General features: G+C 40.2%; 15 protein-coding genes. All 15 read right to left on the reverse strand.

Annotation, left to right across the window (positions count from 1 at the left end; all coding sequences use genetic code 11):
• Window positions 1–155: 155 nt before the first annotated feature.
• Window positions 156–1,373 carry a choline transporter gene (locus AKG98_RS20100; RefSeq protein ID WP_067050388.1) on the reverse strand — a complete coding sequence of 406 codons (1,218 nt, stop codon included), beginning with the start codon at window positions 1,371–1,373 and terminating at the stop codon, window positions 156–158.
• Between the two features lie 329 nt (window positions 1,374–1,702).
• Window positions 1,703–3,394: a choline dehydrogenase gene (gene betA / locus AKG98_RS20105; RefSeq protein ID WP_067050332.1), complete on the reverse strand. Its 1,692-nt coding sequence runs from the start codon at window positions 3,392–3,394 to the stop codon at window positions 1,703–1,705.
• Between the two features lie 9 nt (window positions 3,395–3,403).
• Window positions 3,404–4,867 (reverse strand): betaine-aldehyde dehydrogenase, encoded by a 1,464-nt coding sequence (betB, locus tag AKG98_RS20110; RefSeq protein ID WP_067050337.1) that lies wholly within the window; start codon window positions 4,865–4,867, stop codon window positions 3,404–3,406.
• Window positions 4,858–5,463: a transcriptional regulator BetI gene (betI, locus tag AKG98_RS20115; protein ID WP_067050340.1), complete on the reverse strand. Its 606-nt coding sequence runs from the start codon at window positions 5,461–5,463 to the stop codon at window positions 4,858–4,860. The genes betB and betI overlap by 10 nt, the downstream gene beginning before the upstream one ends.
• Before the next feature lie 481 nt (window positions 5,464–5,944).
• The gene (locus AKG98_RS20120) at window positions 5,945–7,420 is read right to left on the reverse strand and encodes a PepSY domain-containing protein (RefSeq protein WP_067050343.1); all 1,476 of its coding nucleotides are present in this window, start codon (window positions 7,418–7,420) and stop codon (window positions 5,945–5,947) included.
• A 196-nt stretch (window positions 7,421–7,616) separates the two neighbouring features.
• Complete coding sequence (locus tag AKG98_RS20125) at window positions 7,617–7,967, reverse strand: hypothetical protein (RefSeq protein WP_067050346.1); 351 nt, start codon at window positions 7,965–7,967, stop codon at window positions 7,617–7,619.
• 160 nt (window positions 7,968–8,127) lie between these two features.
• Window positions 8,128–10,443 (reverse strand): FdhF/YdeP family oxidoreductase, encoded by a 2,316-nt coding sequence (locus tag AKG98_RS20130; protein WP_067050349.1) that lies wholly within the window; start codon window positions 10,441–10,443, stop codon window positions 8,128–8,130.
• The gene (fdhD, locus tag AKG98_RS20135) at window positions 10,433–11,437 is read right to left on the reverse strand and encodes a formate dehydrogenase accessory sulfurtransferase FdhD (RefSeq protein ID WP_067050392.1); all 1,005 of its coding nucleotides are present in this window, start codon (window positions 11,435–11,437) and stop codon (window positions 10,433–10,435) included. The genes AKG98_RS20130 and fdhD overlap by 11 nt, the downstream gene beginning before the upstream one ends.
• Before the next feature lie 357 nt (window positions 11,438–11,794).
• Window positions 11,795–12,556, reverse strand: coding sequence for a carbohydrate deacetylase (locus AKG98_RS20140; protein WP_067050352.1), 762 nt, complete (start codon window positions 12,554–12,556; stop codon window positions 11,795–11,797).
• Window positions 12,557–12,567: 11 nt separating this feature from the next.
• The gene (locus AKG98_RS20145) at window positions 12,568–13,869 is read right to left on the reverse strand and encodes a 6-phospho-beta-glucosidase (RefSeq protein ID WP_067050356.1); all 1,302 of its coding nucleotides are present in this window, start codon (window positions 13,867–13,869) and stop codon (window positions 12,568–12,570) included.
• Between the two features lie 3 nt (window positions 13,870–13,872).
• Window positions 13,873–14,193, reverse strand: a complete 321-nt coding sequence (locus AKG98_RS20150) for a PTS lactose/cellobiose transporter subunit IIA (protein ID WP_228140377.1) — start codon at window positions 14,191–14,193, stop codon at window positions 13,873–13,875.
• Between the two features lie 138 nt (window positions 14,194–14,331).
• Window positions 14,332–15,672: a PTS sugar transporter subunit IIC gene (locus AKG98_RS20155; RefSeq protein ID WP_067050359.1), complete on the reverse strand. Its 1,341-nt coding sequence runs from the start codon at window positions 15,670–15,672 to the stop codon at window positions 14,332–14,334.
• Between the two features lie 54 nt (window positions 15,673–15,726).
• The gene (locus AKG98_RS20160) at window positions 15,727–16,032 is read right to left on the reverse strand and encodes a PTS sugar transporter subunit IIB (protein ID WP_067050362.1); all 306 of its coding nucleotides are present in this window, start codon (window positions 16,030–16,032) and stop codon (window positions 15,727–15,729) included.
• Window positions 16,033–16,749: 717 nt separating this feature from the next.
• The gene (locus AKG98_RS20165; RefSeq protein WP_067050365.1) at window positions 16,750–16,959 is read right to left on the reverse strand and encodes an NAD(P)H-dependent oxidoreductase; all 210 of its coding nucleotides are present in this window, start codon (window positions 16,957–16,959) and stop codon (window positions 16,750–16,752) included.
• Window position 16,960: 1 nt separating this feature from the next.
• Window positions 16,961–18,088, reverse strand: coding sequence for a hypothetical protein (locus tag AKG98_RS20170; RefSeq protein ID WP_157534180.1), 1,128 nt, complete (start codon window positions 18,086–18,088; stop codon window positions 16,961–16,963).
• Between the last annotated feature and the right edge of the window lie 410 nt (window positions 18,089–18,498).

Raw genomic sequence — 18,498 nt, forward strand, 5'->3', positions numbered from 1 at the left:
GCCCCTCATTTTTCGAAACAATAACAGAAATGAGCACCAGACTCATACTGCAAATGTGAAAAAAGCAAAATAACGCCTATACGTTATTTTGCTTTTGTTGTATTCCTAACCACTATCGAACTAATTAACGCATTAAAACGAGCGTGGAAAGGATGTTAGTTCACTAACTCAATTTTATTAAAGTCAATTTTGTTTTCTTCAGGTGAACATTCAATCGCTGCAACCTGCTTGTATTTATTCGCCATAATATAACCGAAACAGCCGATAATAAGTGCGATGGCTAATGCGCCAACCCACTGAATTTGTAAGAAATCCAGTTTGAACAATAACGTCAAGCCACTCATTAATACAACATTACCAATAATGTATTTAGCCTTACCGAAACGTTCTACTGTTAAGTTTAAATTATCAGTATAAAGTCGTACTAATGAATCCAGCGAGTTAATCACGAAGGTGATGCCCACTAATATCATCGCAAGGTTATAGAAGCCTGTTGTCGCGATCTCATTCACGCTGTAGTAGTAAAGTACCGAGAACCATACTGCGATTGGAATAGACGGGAAGACCATCATTGCAATCAGTACTTGATAAGTTTTCATGCCACCAACAAAACGGGAAGTGAATTGACCAATCATGATGCTCCAAGAGAACCACCAGAATAAGTAAAATTCATGGTAATCATTCATCGGTAAAACAAACTGATGTATATTACCAAAGTAATCGCCAATCAACGCAAAGGTTGTTGTAAATTCACTCACGCTTGATTCTTCAGATAAGAACGCGCCAGCCCACATAATTACAATCAGACCTAAAAATAACCAGGTACTCGCTAAACTCAATATACGTACATAACGAATACTAGTACTTGAGTAAACAGCCGCAGCAATGACAACAAAAACAATTAGATAGAAACTACCCACTATCGTTTCGCCATCACCTAATTCAGGTAAATACCAAGGTAAATTGGTCAGTAATAAGTAAGCAGTAAAGGCACAAGTTCCTATAATGATAAGGTTATTGATGAATTTAATTAATGGGATCTCGAAGAATTTAACTCTTGGTTCAATGACACAAAAATAGAAACAAGTTAAAAAGTAAAATGCCCAGATCAGAAATGCCCAGAAACCAAATTCAATCGCTAAAGGATTACTAAAGCTGTATTCAGGGCTTGCCGCAAGGTTTGCATAACCAGCAAACTCGGTCAGCGGAAACATGATAAGTCCCACATCCAGACCAGAAGTAAATAGAATCGCGATAAAGGTAAATGTACGTACAGGCGTAACACCCACACACCGCACATTGCCCCAACGAAAAATCACAAATGCAATTGCAACAAAGGTAAATATAATACCGATGCTAAGCCAAGTAGTCATCATTTAAACTCCATGTAAATATTGTATAAAACATAAATTTAATCCTTTCTTATGTTTTAAATAGCCTTGCTCAACGTTTAAGTGTGTAATCTGATAAAGTCTGTAATCGAGCATTAAGACTGTAATAAAAAACTAAGATTGCATGCACCCTCAAACCTTAAATATCGAATTTCCGATATTTAAACCCTGATGAATTGAGTTTGGCATTAAAGACCATTCAGCCAGAGTGGCTTAGGCTGGTCAGATACCTATGGTTAAGCACTGTGTTGTGACAACTAATGGCCCTAACAATGCAGTCCTTAACAATGTAGTCGTTAACAATGTAGTCGTTAAACAGGCTGGCGTTTTGGCACCTGTAAGCGTTGTGTACTCTGCCATTCTGGCGCTACAGTGACACTGCTAACGTCTGCTTTAAGCGGTGTATTGCCCAAGATCAGATCTGCAGCGCGCTCTGCCAGCATGATAGTCGGTGAGTTAAGGTTGCCATTGGGTATCGTTGGGAAAATAGATGAATCAACCACCCTCAATCCTTCAATACCATGAACTCTGGTTTCTGAATCAACGACAGCCATAGTGTCTTCGCCCATCTTGCACGAACAAGAAGGATGGTAAGCACTTTCTACCGAACTTCTCACAAAACGGTCGATCTCTTCATCCGTTTGAATATCGATTCCCGGTTGGATCTCTTCACCACGGAATTCATCCAACGCTGGTTGACCAATGATTTCACGTGTTAAGCGTACACAAGCCCGAAAACCTTCAATATCCTCGGCATGAGAGAGATAGTTAAACTGAATATGCGGCGCAACATGCGCATCCTTAGACACGACTTTTACAAAGCCACGGCTCTTAGGTTTGTTGTGACCCACATGCACCTGAAAACCATGCCCAGCAAACGCTTCTTTACCGTCGTAACGCATTGCAGCAGGTAAGAAGTGGTATTGTAAATCAGGCCATTCCAGTCCGGGTTTAGAACGAATAAAACCACAAGATTCAAAGTGATTCGTTGCGCCTAAACCTGACTTATCAAAGAACCAACGCGCACCAATGAACAACTTGTTTAATGGATCAAGTTTGCCATTAAGTGAAATCGGTTTAAGACACTTGAATTGGAAATAAAATTCGAGATGATCTTGTAAATTCTCGCCGACTCCCGGCAATTCATGTACTTGCTCAATACCGGCGTCTGCAAGTGTACTTGCTTTACCAATACCGGATAATTGCAGGATATGCGGAGAGCCAATCGAGCCAGCCGAAAGAATCACTTCTTTATTGCAATATAGTCTGGTTAACTTGCCTTTACGTTCGAATTCTAGTCCTACGGCTTGCTTACCTTCAAACAATACCTTGTGTACCAAAGCATGGGTAATCACGGTTAAGTTGCTGCGTGACATTGCCGGTCTTAAATACGCATTCGACGTCGACCAACGCACACCCTTTTTAATGGTCATGTGCATCGGGCCGAAACCCTCTTGCTGCTTACCATTGTAGTCATTGGTTGCCATGTAACCGGCATCAATACCCGCATCAACAAAGGCTTTGTACAAAGGGTTTTTCATGTTGTTGCCGTTATTCACAGCAAGGGGACCTGTATCACCACGATAGTCATCGCCGCCAAACGCCCAACTTTCAGCCTTTTTAAAGTAAGGTAAGCAATTGGCGTAATTCCAATTTTTTGCCCCGCTTTGCTGCCACTCATCAAAATCGCGAGCATGGCCACGTACATAGACCATGCCATTAATAGAAGATGATCCGCCTAATACTTTGCCTCGAGGACAATGCATACGGCGATTATCCAAATGCGGTTCAGCTTGAGTTTCAAACTGCCACGCATACTTCGCACTATTCATCGGAATAGATAATGCAGTTGGCATTTGAATAAAAATACTCTTGTCACTGCCACCTGTTTCTAATAGCAGTACCTTGTTGGCTGGATCTGCTGATAATCGGTTGGCTAAAACACAACCAGCACTACCCGCGCCAACAATAATGTAATCATACAGTCCCTGTGATTGAGTCATATAGGCTCCCTAAAATGGACTTTCGAGTGGTTGCATACCTACATACACCGCTTTAATCTGGGTATACGCTTTTAAAGTTTCGCTACCGTTTTCACGGCCAATACCAGACATCTTATAGCCGCCAACAGGCATTTCTGCAGGTGACGCGCCGTACGCATTGATCCAACAGATACCGGCTTGCATTTGATGAATAACACGGTGAGCACGGGTAATGTCTTGAGTGAACACACCCGCGGCTAAACCTAAACGGGTATCATTAGCACGGCGAACTACTTCATCTTCATCGGCAAATGTGAACACTGACATAACAGGACCAAAGATTTCTTCTTTGCTTAATGTCATTTCATCAGTGCACTGGGTGAAAATGGTTGGCGCAACAAAGTAACCATTCGGCGCATTCTCTGGTTGCAGAGCATGACCACCGGTAAGGAGTTCAGCACCTTCTGATTTACCAATCTCAATAAAATTCAATACTTTGTCTTGATGCTCTTTCGAGATCAACGCACCAAAGTTAGTCTCTGGATCCATCGGATCGCCACAGATAATGTTGTTCTCGGTGCGTTCACGCAGTTTCTCGATAAAGCGTGGGTAAATGGCGTCTTGCACAAATACACGCGTACCGTTGGTACATACTTCACCTTGAGTATAAAAGTTTGCCAGCATTGCTGCCGATACGGCATTATCAATGTCAGCGTCATCAAAGATGATTAGCGGTGATTTACCACCTAATTCCATTGTGACTTCTTTCAGTGAGCCCGCTGCCGCAGCCATCACTTTTTTGCCAGTACCGACTTCACCAGTAAACGAGACTTTAGCAATCTCGTCATGTGTTGTTAGCCAAGCACCAACACGACCGTCGCCTTGAACAACGTTGAACACGCCATCGGGTACGCCCGCTTCGGTAAATATCTCAGCTAACTTGATTGCGCCGCGTGGTGTCTCTTCTGATGGTTTAAAGATCATGACATTACCGCAAGCAAGCGCAGGTGCTGATTTCCAACACGCGATTTGTAGCGGGTAATTCCACGCGCCAATGCCAGCACAAATACCTAATGGTTCACGGCGGGTATAATAAAAATCATCACCGACCTGTTGTTGATTACCTTCAATGCTTGGTGCAATACCAGCAAAAAATTCAATTGAATCTGCACCCGTGACAACATCAACCACAGAGGCCTCTTGCCAAGGTTTACCTGTGTCTTGTACTTCGATAACAGCAAGCTCGTCATTACGTTCACGTAACAAGGCAACTGCTTTTAATAAAATACGGTTACGCTCCATCGGCGTCATTTTAGACCAGGTAGCGAAACCAACTTTTGCACTTTCAATTGTCGCTTGCTGAATACTCGCATCAGCAACTTCAACTAAATAACTTACTTCTCCGTTAGCCGGATTAATGACTTCAAAGGTTTCACCTGAGTCATTGGAGAGAGACTGTCCGTGGACATAATTTTTATAAGTAACTAACGACATTTATTTTCTCCGTGCTGCATGATCACAGCCTCGATAAAGGCTTTACATAAAATTTGGGCTTGTTCGAATTCTTTTTCAGGGCAACTACTCAAGGCACTGCGCAACCAAAAACCATCAATCATCGCTGCAGTTTGTTTCGCAGAATGAATCGCGACATCCTCAGGCATTAATTGTTTAAATGAAAATGCGAGGTTGCTATACAAACGTTGGCAATTGACGTGTTGCAGTCTGGCTAACCCTGGGTCGTGGACTGCTTGAGACCAAAAACTTAACCAGGTTTTAGTCGCTGCGGTTGAACGTTGGAATTCAGTAAAATTAGACTCGACGATCATCGATAAGCGTTCTTCTGCGGATAAGTTTTTACCTAAAATGCGGCTTAATAATGCTTGTTTTAGTTCATCGAGTAGATATTTGAGGGTTGCTTCAATGAGACCTTGCTTACCACCAAAATAATGGCTAATAAGGCCAGATGACAGTCCAGCTAAACCACTAATGGTATTGATTGTTGTGTGGTGTAAACCGTGGCGTTCAACAGAGATTAACGTCGCGTCAATCAGCTGCTGTTGCCTTACCGTTTTCATTGCTGGTCTGGGCATAAAAAGTAACTATCCATGTTTGGTTGTTGATAATTCAATGCTTAACTGTTGTTAAAAGTTGTTAATTGAACGTTCAATTAACTACAACTATAATAGTTAGAGCTGTAACTATCAACCCCCAGATTTGTCGTCAACATAGTTAAAATAAAATAATCTATACATAATCCAGCGATAAACAATAGGTTAAACAACTGTTTTAAAAGAGTATTACTCTACCGTTAAATTCTGGTTAATTAGCAGTAAAATAGTCGTAAATAAATTAATAGTTTCAACCATAATCATTAGAAATGTAAGTATTAGACTTAATTGCAACAAAGCACTAACACCTATATCGATAGGTCAATTTTATTTAGAAAGGAAATATGCTTTATACGGCTTAGCATTTAACTTGGGGAATATAACGTTGAGAAATTAAAACAAGATAAGCCTGCTTTCAAGCAGGCCTATTTTTTACAATCTGTATCACCCTCGCGTTAAAAAACTAATTCAACGCCAATTTTAATTTATTCACACGACTAAAAACAAGCCAATCAACAAACAATACTAAGGCGATAGTGCCACCAGCCATTGGTAACATAAACGATAATGAAACTATAGTGATTAAGCCCACTTTCCAAACACCCTCATGTTCAAATCGTGGAGGCGCACCGAGTACCTTCTTCCCTGCTGGACGACGGATCCACCACATTACAGCACCGGATATCGCAATGAAGATAAATGCTAAACAAAAGAATACATTAACGATTTTATTCACCACGCTAACATCGCCTTGATGTAATGCGATACCTGCAGCCATGAACTTGGCCATTGGGTTATATTCGTTCCACGTTACATCCGCTAAAACCCGACCTGAATACTGATCGATATGTGTTGTTCTATCTAATCTAGGATCGGTAATATCCCCGCTCATGGTATTCGCTGCTAGCGTATAAACCCCGGTCTCACTACGAGGGAAGTTAAGCTTAAACAGGGTAAATCCAAGCGTTTTAGCTTGCGCTAATATTTGATCGACACCAAGTTTAACCTCGGTGTGTATGTTCATGTCATGAGCCATCTTTGTATCATGCTGCATAGCACCCGCTCCTGCTGCTAACATCGCTGCATGGTCATGTGATTCAGGCATCAGTGTTTGCTCTAAATTCCACGGTATTTCTTCTTCACTGCCGTGATTCATTGACGCGTGACTTTGTGTCGACAAAGGTACATCATCCCATTTCTCAGCGGGGAAGCTACTCCATGCTTGCACAAATTTACCGCCCCAAACGCTTGCCCATGCAAGACCTGAAATAAAGAAAAATAACAATACAAACGACAATAACCCACCAATATTGGCGTGTAGGTCGCGCATGAGAATTCGTGGTCCACTTGTCATTCTTATTTTAAGAAAACCAGCCTTACTGGCCTTGTCTCGAGGCAACCACAGATAAACGCCTGTCACTAATAAGATCACGCCTAAACTTGCTGCAATTTCAATGAGGTAATCACCCCAATCACCCAGTAATAGAGTACCGTGTATATCATTCGCCAACTCATACCAGCTATCACTGCGATCTATCGTGCCAATAATATCCCCATTATAAGGGTTAACAGTAACAAACACCGTCTTACCTGATTCAAACATAATCGAGAAACGGTTAGCAAGCTCACTACTTTTTGCGGGTATAAGTTGAGTCACCATTGCATCCGGATACGCAGCAAGTACATTTTCTATTTGTCGTGAAATAGTTATAGTCGTAGCCTCTGGTCTCACTTCTAATACTGATTGATAACGGCTAAATTCAATTTCATCATCAAACAACATCACTAAACCCGTTAGGCTCAGCATCAGCATAAACGGGATCACAAATAACCCAGCATAAAAATGCCAGCGCCAAGTTAAGAAGTAACGTGATTTTGAGCGTGCAAGTTCCTCGCTGTTAGACGAAGCCTTATTTACAGGCTGATTAATTTTCGACATTTTTGTATTTTCCTTTCTACAAAATCCCTATCGAGTGCACGACGGTCATCCATATTAATACCAATCACAATAAATAGATGATCATTATTTAATGCAATTGGTATAGCTAAATTTTTTCGTCATCAATCCCCGATTAAACATAAAAGTTTAACGGTACATTGATAACGTCAGTGTTGTAGTACTGTAATAATTTAAGTTACGAAAGGGCTGCAGGCGGTGCGCGAGGAGTCTGCCATTGATAACGCACGTTATGTGCTAAAAACGAATAATGATCTTGAATTGAAACACTAACACGGCCCAGTACAGGTACAGTTAATAACGCAAGATCATGAAAAGAAGAAAAATGGCTGAATGGGCAAGGTTTTCCCTTATGGATTTGGGGTTTACCTTCTTCGATCTGAACCAGTTCCAGTCCATTAACGGTACACAACGTCGCCCACACACCAACGCTATTATTGGCATTAATCACTGGCATAAGCGTGACTAAAACCCAACTAAGCAGGCTAGCAAGCAACATTGATTTTTTAAAATAAGAACTGTTTTTCATACGATACTCTATAGATTTGTATGGAGTGTACATAAATCTATAACATACCGCAAAGTTAGTAACATATGGTTAACGTTTAGACGTTCAATCACCCGAAGGTCAAAAAAGGCAACTATCGAACGGCTAATTAATCAGCCGTTTCCAGCAGTAAAAGAGAGGGTTAAGCGGTAACAATCTCTATTTTATCACTCTTCAATACCGTCGCGGATAACACAACCGGGATCGCTTTCGAAATTGGTGTGTCACTCAAATCCCCTTTCCCATCAATAGATACCAATGGATTCGTTTCAGGAAAATAAGCCGCAAGATTGCCTTCTGGAATATCATAAGCCACCAATTTAAAACCAAACACTTTACGTTCGATACCATCCGGCCACAGCGATTCAATATCGACTAATTGGTTATTCTCCATACCTAATGCAGCGATGTCATTCTCGTTAACAAAAAGGACTTTACGTTCGCCTGAAATACCGCGGTAGCGATCATTAAAACCATAAATGGTGGTATTGTATTGATCATGTGAACGCATGGTTTGTAATACGAACACAGGGTCGTTACTGAGTTCTCGTAAGTTTGCAGGCAGTAAATGAACGGGCAGATCATGTTGCATGAATTGTGCTTTTTTCGACGCTGTTTGCCACTGTCGCTGCGCGGCACTGTTACCAAGATAGAAACCACCAGGCTGTTTTATCTTGCGATTAAAGTCGCTAAAACCAGGAATCGTTTTTTCAATCAAATCTCGGATCCGAGCATAATCTTCAATGACCCAACCCCAATCAATAGGCTGCTTGCCCAACGTTGCTTCAGCAATACCCGCAATAATAGCAGGCTCAGATCGCATTTCGCTAATATCACCTGCCACCACGCCCGCAGAAGCATGCACCATGCTAAACGAGTCTTCAACGGTGATACGTTGTGGCCCAGATGCTTGCATATCAATATCAGTACGCCCTAAGCAAGGTAATATGAGCGAGTCTTTACCCGTTATCAAATGCGTACGGTTTAATTTTGTCGCGATATTAACCGTCAAGCTACAGTTGGACAGCGCTTGTTGTGTTAACGCAGTGTCTGGCGTTGCAGCCGCAAAGTTGCCCCCTAAGCCAATAAATATTTTACTCTCCCCAGCAAGCATCGCTTTAATCGCTTCAACCGTATTATGTCCAGGTTCTGAAGGGGCTTTAAAATCAAATTCATCCGATATGCTTTTGATGAACGCAGCACTGGGCTTTTCATCAATACCCATAGTACGGTCGCCCTGTACATTACTGTGCCCACGTACTGGGCACAATCCCGCACCTTGTTGCCCCAACTGCCCAAACAATAACTGTAAATTAGCAATTTCTTGGATAGTTTTCACCGAATGCTTATGCTGAGTGATCCCCATTGCCCACGTGATAATCACCCGCTTAGATTGACAATAAATGCTAGCAGCTTGCTCTATTTCAGATTGTAATAACCCAGCCTGCTCGGTAATTTCATGCCATGACGTCGCTTCAACGGCGGTTAAGTATTCATCGAGTCCTTGGGTATGTTCAACAATAAATGCATGATCAAATATAGAGGCTCGTCCAGCGACTAATTCGGCTCTATCAATCACACCAAGCGCTTTAACCATGCCACGCACAACCGCCATGTCCCCGCCAAGTTTAGGCGTAAAATAGCATTGACTAATTTGCGTCGAACCATCAGTCAGCATTTCTTTCACTGATTGTGGGTTAGTAAAACGCTCTAACCCTCTTTCTTTTAAGGTATTAAAAGTAACAACAGCCGCCCCACGACGCGATGCCTGTCGAAGTGTATCTAACATGCGCGGATGGTTTGTGCCTGGGTTTTGACCAAACACAAAAATAGCATCAGCATGCTCAAAGTCTTCCAGTGTTACTGTACCTTTACCGATACCAATCGCTTGTTTCAAGCCGACACCACTTGCTTCATGGCACATATTGGAACAATCAGGAAAGTTATTGGTACCAAATTTACGCACAAAAAGTTGATACAAAAAAGCGGCTTCATTACTCGCTCGACCCGATGTATAAAACTCTGCCTGATCAGGATGTTCAAGTGTATTTAAGTGCTTCGCGATCAGCGAAAATGCCTGTTGCCAACTAACCGCTTCATAGCAACCCGTTTCACGATTGTACTGAACAGGATGACTAAGCCGCCCTTGAGACTCTAAAAAATAATCACTTTGCTGGGTTAACCAACTTACCGGATGTTGTTCAAAAAATTCAGGCGTAACACGTCGACTTGTGGCTTCCCAATTAACAGCTTTAGCACCATTTTCACAAAATCGAAACCGAGTTTGTTCTTTGGACTCACCCCATGCACAACCTGGGCAATCAAATCCTTTATCTTGGTTTGTTTTGAGTAAGTTTCGGATATTACGTGAAACATTTTCGCTTTTCACCAGATGTTTGGTCGTACTTAATAAGGCACCCCAACCACCAGCAGCCCCTTCATATTTTTTAATTGTCATGTTGATTCTCTATATCAGTCGCCAAGTTTAAACGAAAAGCACCATGGTAGACGTTAAACCCACCATTACGGCTAAAGCCAATCAGTGTTAAATTAAAGCGTTTCGCCATATTGATCGCGAGGTTAGATGGCGCGCCTACTGCTATCAGTACCGAAATACCAGAAACAAGTACTTTTTGAACCAACTCGAAACTAATACGACCGCTTAGAAATACAATTTTCTCTTGTGGATCAAGTTCTGGGCGTCTTGCTAATACCCCCATCAATTTATCTAATGCATTGTGACGTCCTACATCTTCACAGCTCAGTAATAAAGTCCCCTTAGCATCGAATAAGGCGCATCCATGCACCCCGCCAGTTTGGTTAAACATCGATTGATACTGACGTAATTTGTCGCTGAAATGAGGAATAATAAGGCCCGACAACCACCCTTCTGTCGAATCTAAATCAGGGATGTCGCGTAGCTCTAAAGACTGTATTGAAGATTTCCCACACACTCCACAACTGGAGAAGGATGTGCTATCTCGATTGATTAATGCCCAATCCACAACGACATCTGATGATAAACGTAGATGTATTTCATTTTGACTCATTTCATCTAAATCAAAGTGCTCATTGATACCAACAATATCGCTAGCGCTGTTGATAATACCTTCAGCCAACAACAGGCCCGTAACCAGATTAAGATCGTCACCCGGTGTGCGCATCGTCACTAAGTAAACACGCTCTTTCTGTTTGCCCGCGCAGTCGCTATAAATGAGGTGTATCTCTAAAGGTTCTTCGACAATCACGGAGTCAATTGACAAACTGACATCTGTACCATTTATCTGTCGGATAGAACATGCCGCAACACCAATCGTTAGCACGCTTGATTGATGCGTTTGCTTACTATTGGTATGGTTATTTCGATGACTATTTTGTTGATAAATGGCATTAAAGGCAGAATCTCTATCAACTAACGAATAATCTTCCGGACTTATTTTCTGTTCAGCCATGGGCATGTCTCACTCTAATAGATTGATGTTAAAAACGGACAAGCATTTTTACGGAGAGCTTTAACATTCTCAAGATAAGCCCTTTACAATACCTTTTACAGAGCAATAAACATAACGGGAAAATTCTTTCATTTGATAAGAAAAACTTATCAGCTAGCTCAATATAAGGTACTTGAAGGGCTCATCAAACACGCTCGATGCATATCAAATTTAAAGATTAAGTCATTCTGTGATGGTGGTCTAAGAAGATAGGGGTCGTAGAATCGTAACGTTTTCAGGGTTATCAATTAATACCCATGACCTCTGACTGACGTAATGGGTATTATTTTTAACTCGCTTCTTAAGTTAAAAGTTAAGTTAAATAGAATCAAAGCCTATGCATTCAATTTTATGGACTTCTAACCAATCTTTGAGTGCTTGAGAGGTTAAGATATTAAACTCATCAACACGCTTATCAACGTAGCGAGATAGTGTTGGTAATAACGTATCACCCTCTAATGTTGTGTGGCTCATTAGCTCCAGTGTGCCATTCGGGATCTTAGCGCTAAATTCAAGAATCAACGCTTGCAGTCGTTCCAATGTTACCCCATCAGCGTAGAATCTTGCGCTAAACCCTTCAGTTGTTGGTACCGTTAAACCTTCACAACCCGAAATAACATGATCGACACGGCGTACAGGGATTCCAGTATCATTCGCAAAAGCAATAAATGCTTTTTTGTATGGCGGGAATACAGCAGCAAAGTGGTGACTATCAATATGCGTTAATTTAATACCCGCATTGATCGCTTTATCATATTGCGCTTTAAACTCACTATAAGCTTGATCAAAACTTAAGACCTCAGACGCGATCACTTTGTCTTGCTTTAAAAAGTACCCGTCACTATCAACCAAATCTGGCACTAAACGCGGCGCTAAAATTGGTTTACCACTGGTTAGCGTTAAATGTAATCCGACACTGGGGACTAAACCTTGTTTGATTAATTCAATCGCATGCTCGGTTGCAGGTTGGTTCATCATTAATGTTGTAGACTGAACAACGCCAACTTTAAAGCACGCGACCACTGATTCATTAACTTTTTCAGTTAAACCTAAATCATCTATGTTTACGATTAGCTTCATAATGAACTCTTCTACTTTTTGTTAAACTGAGGTACATATTTCGCATTCAATTCAATCATCTCATCTAAAATTTCTTTCGTTACCGTACCTTTACGCACTAATGGGTTGATTGTTAATGCTTGTAATGCCGCACCATAGTTACCAAAGACACCCGCTTCAACAGTGAGTTCTTCGAAGGCTTTTTGTAGTTGTAACGTACCACGTATCGCCGGATTGGTAATTGGCGCAACGTTCAGTGGTTGTGGACCGCACGATGTAATGACAGATGTCACTTCAATCGCGCAGTCATTTGGCAGTTCAGATATTGTGCCATTATTACGTATATTGACATGCATTAATGTACGTTTGTCATTATGGATCGCATTTATTAACTCACACGCTGCTTCCGAATAATGTGCACCTCCACGTTCTTCTAATTGCTTAGGTTTCTCGTTTAGATTTACATCTTCGTACAGTTTGAATAATTCTCTTTCAATTTCTTGAACTTGTTCGCCACGTGTAACATAACCTTCTGACTTAACTTCCTTTTGCTCTAAATCATCTTGCTTGTAATAATACTGATGATAACCACAAGGTAATGCACCTAGGTGTTTTAATTGCTCAGGAATCCAAGTCACTTCACCTAAGTTTTTAGGCAGTGCAAAATCTTCACCAGAACACACTTTATCGATTAATTCGCCAATGCGATCTTTACCGTGATCCCAAATATGGAACGCATGGATGAAGTGATTTAGCCCTGCAAACTGAACTTGCAGATCTTTCGTTCCCATCAATTCTTCAATACCAAACTGGGTACAAACAGGCACGTTACATAGGCCGATTACTTTGATGTTTGTATGTTTAAGCACTGTTTCAGTAATAATACCCGATGGATTAGTGAAGTTAATTAACCATGCGTCAGGGCAGACTTCTTCCATGTCTTTACATAAAGAAAGTGTCACTGGAATAGTACGCATTGCCTTAGCAAAACCTGCGATACCATTTGTTTCCTGACCGATCATACCGTACTTGTTGCCCAGTAATTCATCTTGAATACGCGCAGGGATCATACCAACACGCATTTGAGAACACACATAATTAGCGCCTGTTAACGCTTTACGGCGGTCAAACTCAATATTCAATTCAATATCAAGACCTGCGTTTTTAATCATACGTTTCGCTAATGCGCCAACAGTCTCAACTTTGTAACGACCTTCTTCGATATCGAATAAATCAATGTGTGTCACTGGTAATTCGTGATGACGATTAATGAAGCCTTCAATGATTTCAGGTGTATAGCTAGAACCACCACCGATAATTGTAATTTTTAACATACGTTAGTCCTCATTTTGGATTCTTCTTTGAAGTTCAATAATTTCGAATGCGAGGTCTTTACACAGCATTGCATTCATAATGTGATCTTGAATATGCGTTAAGATCAGGGTCATTTTTACTTTGCCTTCACCTTCGTCAAAGCTAATGAGTTCTGTTTGTGATTTATGTACTTCTGCTAATGCTTCATCGGCGGCTTTAAGTGATGCTTTTGCTGATTCGAAATCACCTTGCCTTGCTTCTAGCATTGCTTGCATCACTGCTGAACGCGCAGCACCAGCTTGGCATAAAAGTGTCATCAAAAATTCTTCTGTAATTTCCATCATCCATTCCTTAATTTTTATTCTGAATTTTGATAAGCCATCTATTACCTTATAAATTAAGTGTAAAAGATGGCTACTTTCTATTTTTGAAATACCGTTATTAATGAGATATAGCTATTTGTGATTGCTATACGGTATTTATTAAGCCGCTTTAGCTGATGATAACGACCCTGCTTCAGCAAGCTGTTCAGGTTCTTCTTGTGCTAATAATTCTTTTTCATACGCTTTGAAGAATGGGTAGAAGATTAAACCACTAACGACGAAACAGACCGCAACAACAACTGCCGCTAGCATTGAGTTCGTTGCCATTACAGCACCGATAGGCGCAGGCATTGTCCATGGTGGTAAAGCTACAACGTTAGACACTAAATCGAACTTGAATACACTCCAAACGATAGATGCGTTGACTAATGGCGCTACAATCCAAGGGATAAAGAATGTTGGGTTCATTACGATTGGCGTACCAAAAATCACAGGTTCATTAATATTGAAACAACCAGGAATGAATGACATTTTACCAACAGTACGTAAGTGAGCGGATTTAGAACGAGCCATCATGCAAACTAGCGCCAATGTACCGCCAGAACCACCAACGAATACGAAGAAATCCATGGTTGGGTTGATGAAGATAGCCGGTAAGTCTTTACCTGCTTCAAGTGCTTCTTGGTTTGCACCTAAGTTGATTAGCAGTAGTGGACCAATAACACCTAAAACAACGGATGCGCCGTGAATACCCGCAAACCACAATAATTGGATTAATAAAATAGCCAGTGCAAAAGCGAAGAATGTATCAGAAGCCGCTACAAGAGGGCTAAACAATGCCATGATGCCCGTTGCGATATTTAGGTCAAAGTTACCCAATATACTATTGATAACTTGCACAATTAAGATCATTGCTACAACAGGGATGAGCAGGTCAAATGACGCTGATATTTTTTCAGGTACTGCTTCTGGCATTTTGATACGAATGTTCTTTTCCACAAGAAACGTTTGTAGCGTAGGAACGAATAGGCCACAAATTATGGCTGTAAATGCACCCGCACCACCTAAGTAAGCCATAGGAATAACACTGCCTAACTCGCCACCAACCCAAACAGCTGGCGCAACAGCTAATAGGAAAGAGAACATAGACAGCATACCTGAGTTCATTGGGATAACACCTTTCGTGTTAAGCGTCTCAGCTAAGTTATATGCGATACCATAAGCAGAGTACATCGCGAAGATACCCATACTGACAAAGAATGGACCAACAATATTATCACGACCAATACCTTGAACAACTGAGTGCCAGCCATCTAAAAACCAGTTACCCGTACCAGGAGGGTTAGCAAATACAAGCAGTAAAGAACCAACAATCAGAAAAGGCATTGTTGAAATGAAACCGTCTTTAATCGCGCAGATATGCTTTTGATTAGCTACCTTGCCAGCAATGGGCGCAATGACGCGCTCGACAAAATCCATAGTTGCATTTATAAGAGACATAAAACTTCCTTTTTTTATAAAAAATGTATTGAGCTACAACAAAAAACCTCTTCCCTATCCTTTTAAATCAATAGCTTGCTGTAGAATCTCTTTACCCTTCATCATGCCGTATTGCATCATATCGATTTGTCCACAAGCCACATTTTCTTCTTCACAACGCTTACTGAATTCAGCAAACTTGTATTTCACTTGTGGCGCGACGAGACAAACATCATTTTTCTTAACTTCAGTCTCGAATGCAGAAATAGAGTAAGCGTTAATTTCAGCTTTAACATCAGCAGCTTCTGCAGCTTGTCGCATTTTTTTAACAACCATTGAAGTAGACATACCAGCTGCACAGCAAAGGAAAATCTTAATCATATCTAATAACCTCTTGATTTATAAATTTAAAAATATTACATGGGAATGTATAATCGATATCAACATCAGATTAACTCAACGCCCCTTTTGAGGTATATGTTGCGCCAGTGTATTTTTTTTTACAAATGCCAAACACTTAATTTGTGATCTGAAATATGTTTCATTTTTAGTTTATTCATTCATATTACGAACATAACGCCATGTGTAATTCAACAAACAGTTAACATTGAAGTCCTGATAAAAAACCAACTATTTTAATTTTTATACCTTTAAAACATAAAGTTAAAAGAAGATTCCTATTTTCAATGAGCATTTAAAATCAGTACAAAATAAAGGGTTAAATCTTGAACTTGATAAATATAAATTTAAAAACAGAACTTATTTCCCGCTGTGAACTATCTCTCACTTTGAGTTTTAATCACTTTAGAGTTTGATGTTTTTTCATGTGATCCAAGTCTCTTCACCACAAATATTTAAAGATGTTTTTAAGATTTAAGCCTGACAAAAAGAGGCGTTGAATAAATTTAATTGAAGATATAGGGGGAGGTATTTTAGGTTTATTGAGAGGGGTTAGATCATGAATTTAAAGTCAAACGCACGCTTAGTTAAATAGTTTTCTTTAATCACATTGACCGAGTTTTTAATTCTTAATATAAGAAATAATATCCCCATCAATGTGATTATCTAATCATGAATATTATGCTGCGACTTGATTCATCAACGCACATATTTCATCAATTTTTTCATCTGCGGTAAGTCGGCGTCCCACAAGTCAACATGATCGACTGTATATTCACCGCCTATTTGTAAATTACGGATCACCTTGTTACACATATCACTGCTGATAGACTTTTCTTTCCTTGGTGAAGACTCTACAAATAAGATCTTTTTTATAATAACTCCATTTATTTGATTACCGCTTACCAATCTAATCACCTGAAAGATTATTAATATATTTCTTAATAATATCAACAGCTTTACTATCAACAACATTTGTACCAACAAAAGGCATTTTCACGCCTGCTGTCAATGAAAAACCTGCCGAATGGTGCCACGGCGGAATTTCAAAAGTATATTCCTCTTGTTCTTCTGTCATACGGTAAATCAATGCACTATTCTCAGCAGCACCGGGATTTATCACTTTTTCAGGAGAACCCGTAGAGGTTAGATAGTCACTTATCGACTTTCCTATTGCGGTTTTATAAGTACCATTTTGTTGAATATAATTTGCTGTTGCATCATGGTTGAAATTTAAAGTCGTTGTGAACTCAGCAAAACCTGATTCATTATGGCAGTGACCACAATTAGCATGTAAATATCCAAATACTGAGCGTTGTAATGGTGCACTAGCTACATTTTGAATACGCGGCATCACCTGTAATATCTTCGTTGTTTTCTTCAATCTTTGTAGCTCTGATAAAGTTATCATTCCAGGTTTCAATTCACTTCCATGGATAGCGTTAGGATCTCGATCATCAGATAATTGTAATGCAGAGAATCCTAATACTGGTGTTTTTTTTGGTCCACTATCAATACCTCCTTTCGAGTGACAATAACTACAATCATGTTTACTTGGAATATCGTAATACTTCCCATTAGCTAAAAGGTAATGTTCCTTAATTCCCTCCTCAGGAGCTAAAGTCGCAACGGTTTGATCCTCATTCCAAACATAAGTTTCCGCTATCCAGTCTGTATCACTAATTTTTTCTAAAAGACGAGTTTCAATTTTACGCTTTTTTCCCGTTTCAATAAATGAGAACTCTTTCCACAACTTTGTCCCTCTAGGAAAGACCCAACTGTTTGGGTTTGATGTATCAATTTTTTTCCTTCTAGGTAAATAAATCCATCTTTTTTTATCTGCACCATCAGACCACAAAGGATATTGGGGGCTATATTCAGAAAAAATTGCTCTACGGAGGAAGTAAATACCAAAGTGCCCACCTGATTTTTTCTGCAAGTGATAAAAACCAGAGTCACTCAACGAGTCATAAGCTGATACGGACGTAGTGATCAAGCCAGAAAGAAGAGTTATCAATATTTTCATTTTCATTTTCATTTTTATTCTCATTTTAATCAGTAACACCTTATTTACGCTAAAAGCACTTAACATAGATGAACTTGGATTAACTAAACGTGGGTTACCTACACAATTAAGCATTGCAAGATCGGAAATATCATTACCATAGGCATAACATAGATTTAAATCTAATTTGTAGTACTTTGCATAGCGAAGGGGGCACAAAGATATTCGTGAACACCTAAAATTTTACCTATAGGCTCAAGTAAAGCTCGACATGAGCCAGAGCCAGAAACAAATACGATATTGATATCTTCTCGGGGTATTTGACTAGAGCGCAATTCTTGCAACTTCAAAAGGTTGTCCTGAAACCGGGAAAAGCGATCTCCTACGTAAGCGGTTGGTTAAGCGGTCAAGCCTGATATCATCAGGCTTCTAGGCCTGCATTC

Source organism: Moritella sp. JT01 (assembly GCF_001574435.1).
Taxonomy (GTDB): Bacteria; Pseudomonadota; Gammaproteobacteria; order Enterobacterales; family Moritellaceae; genus Moritella.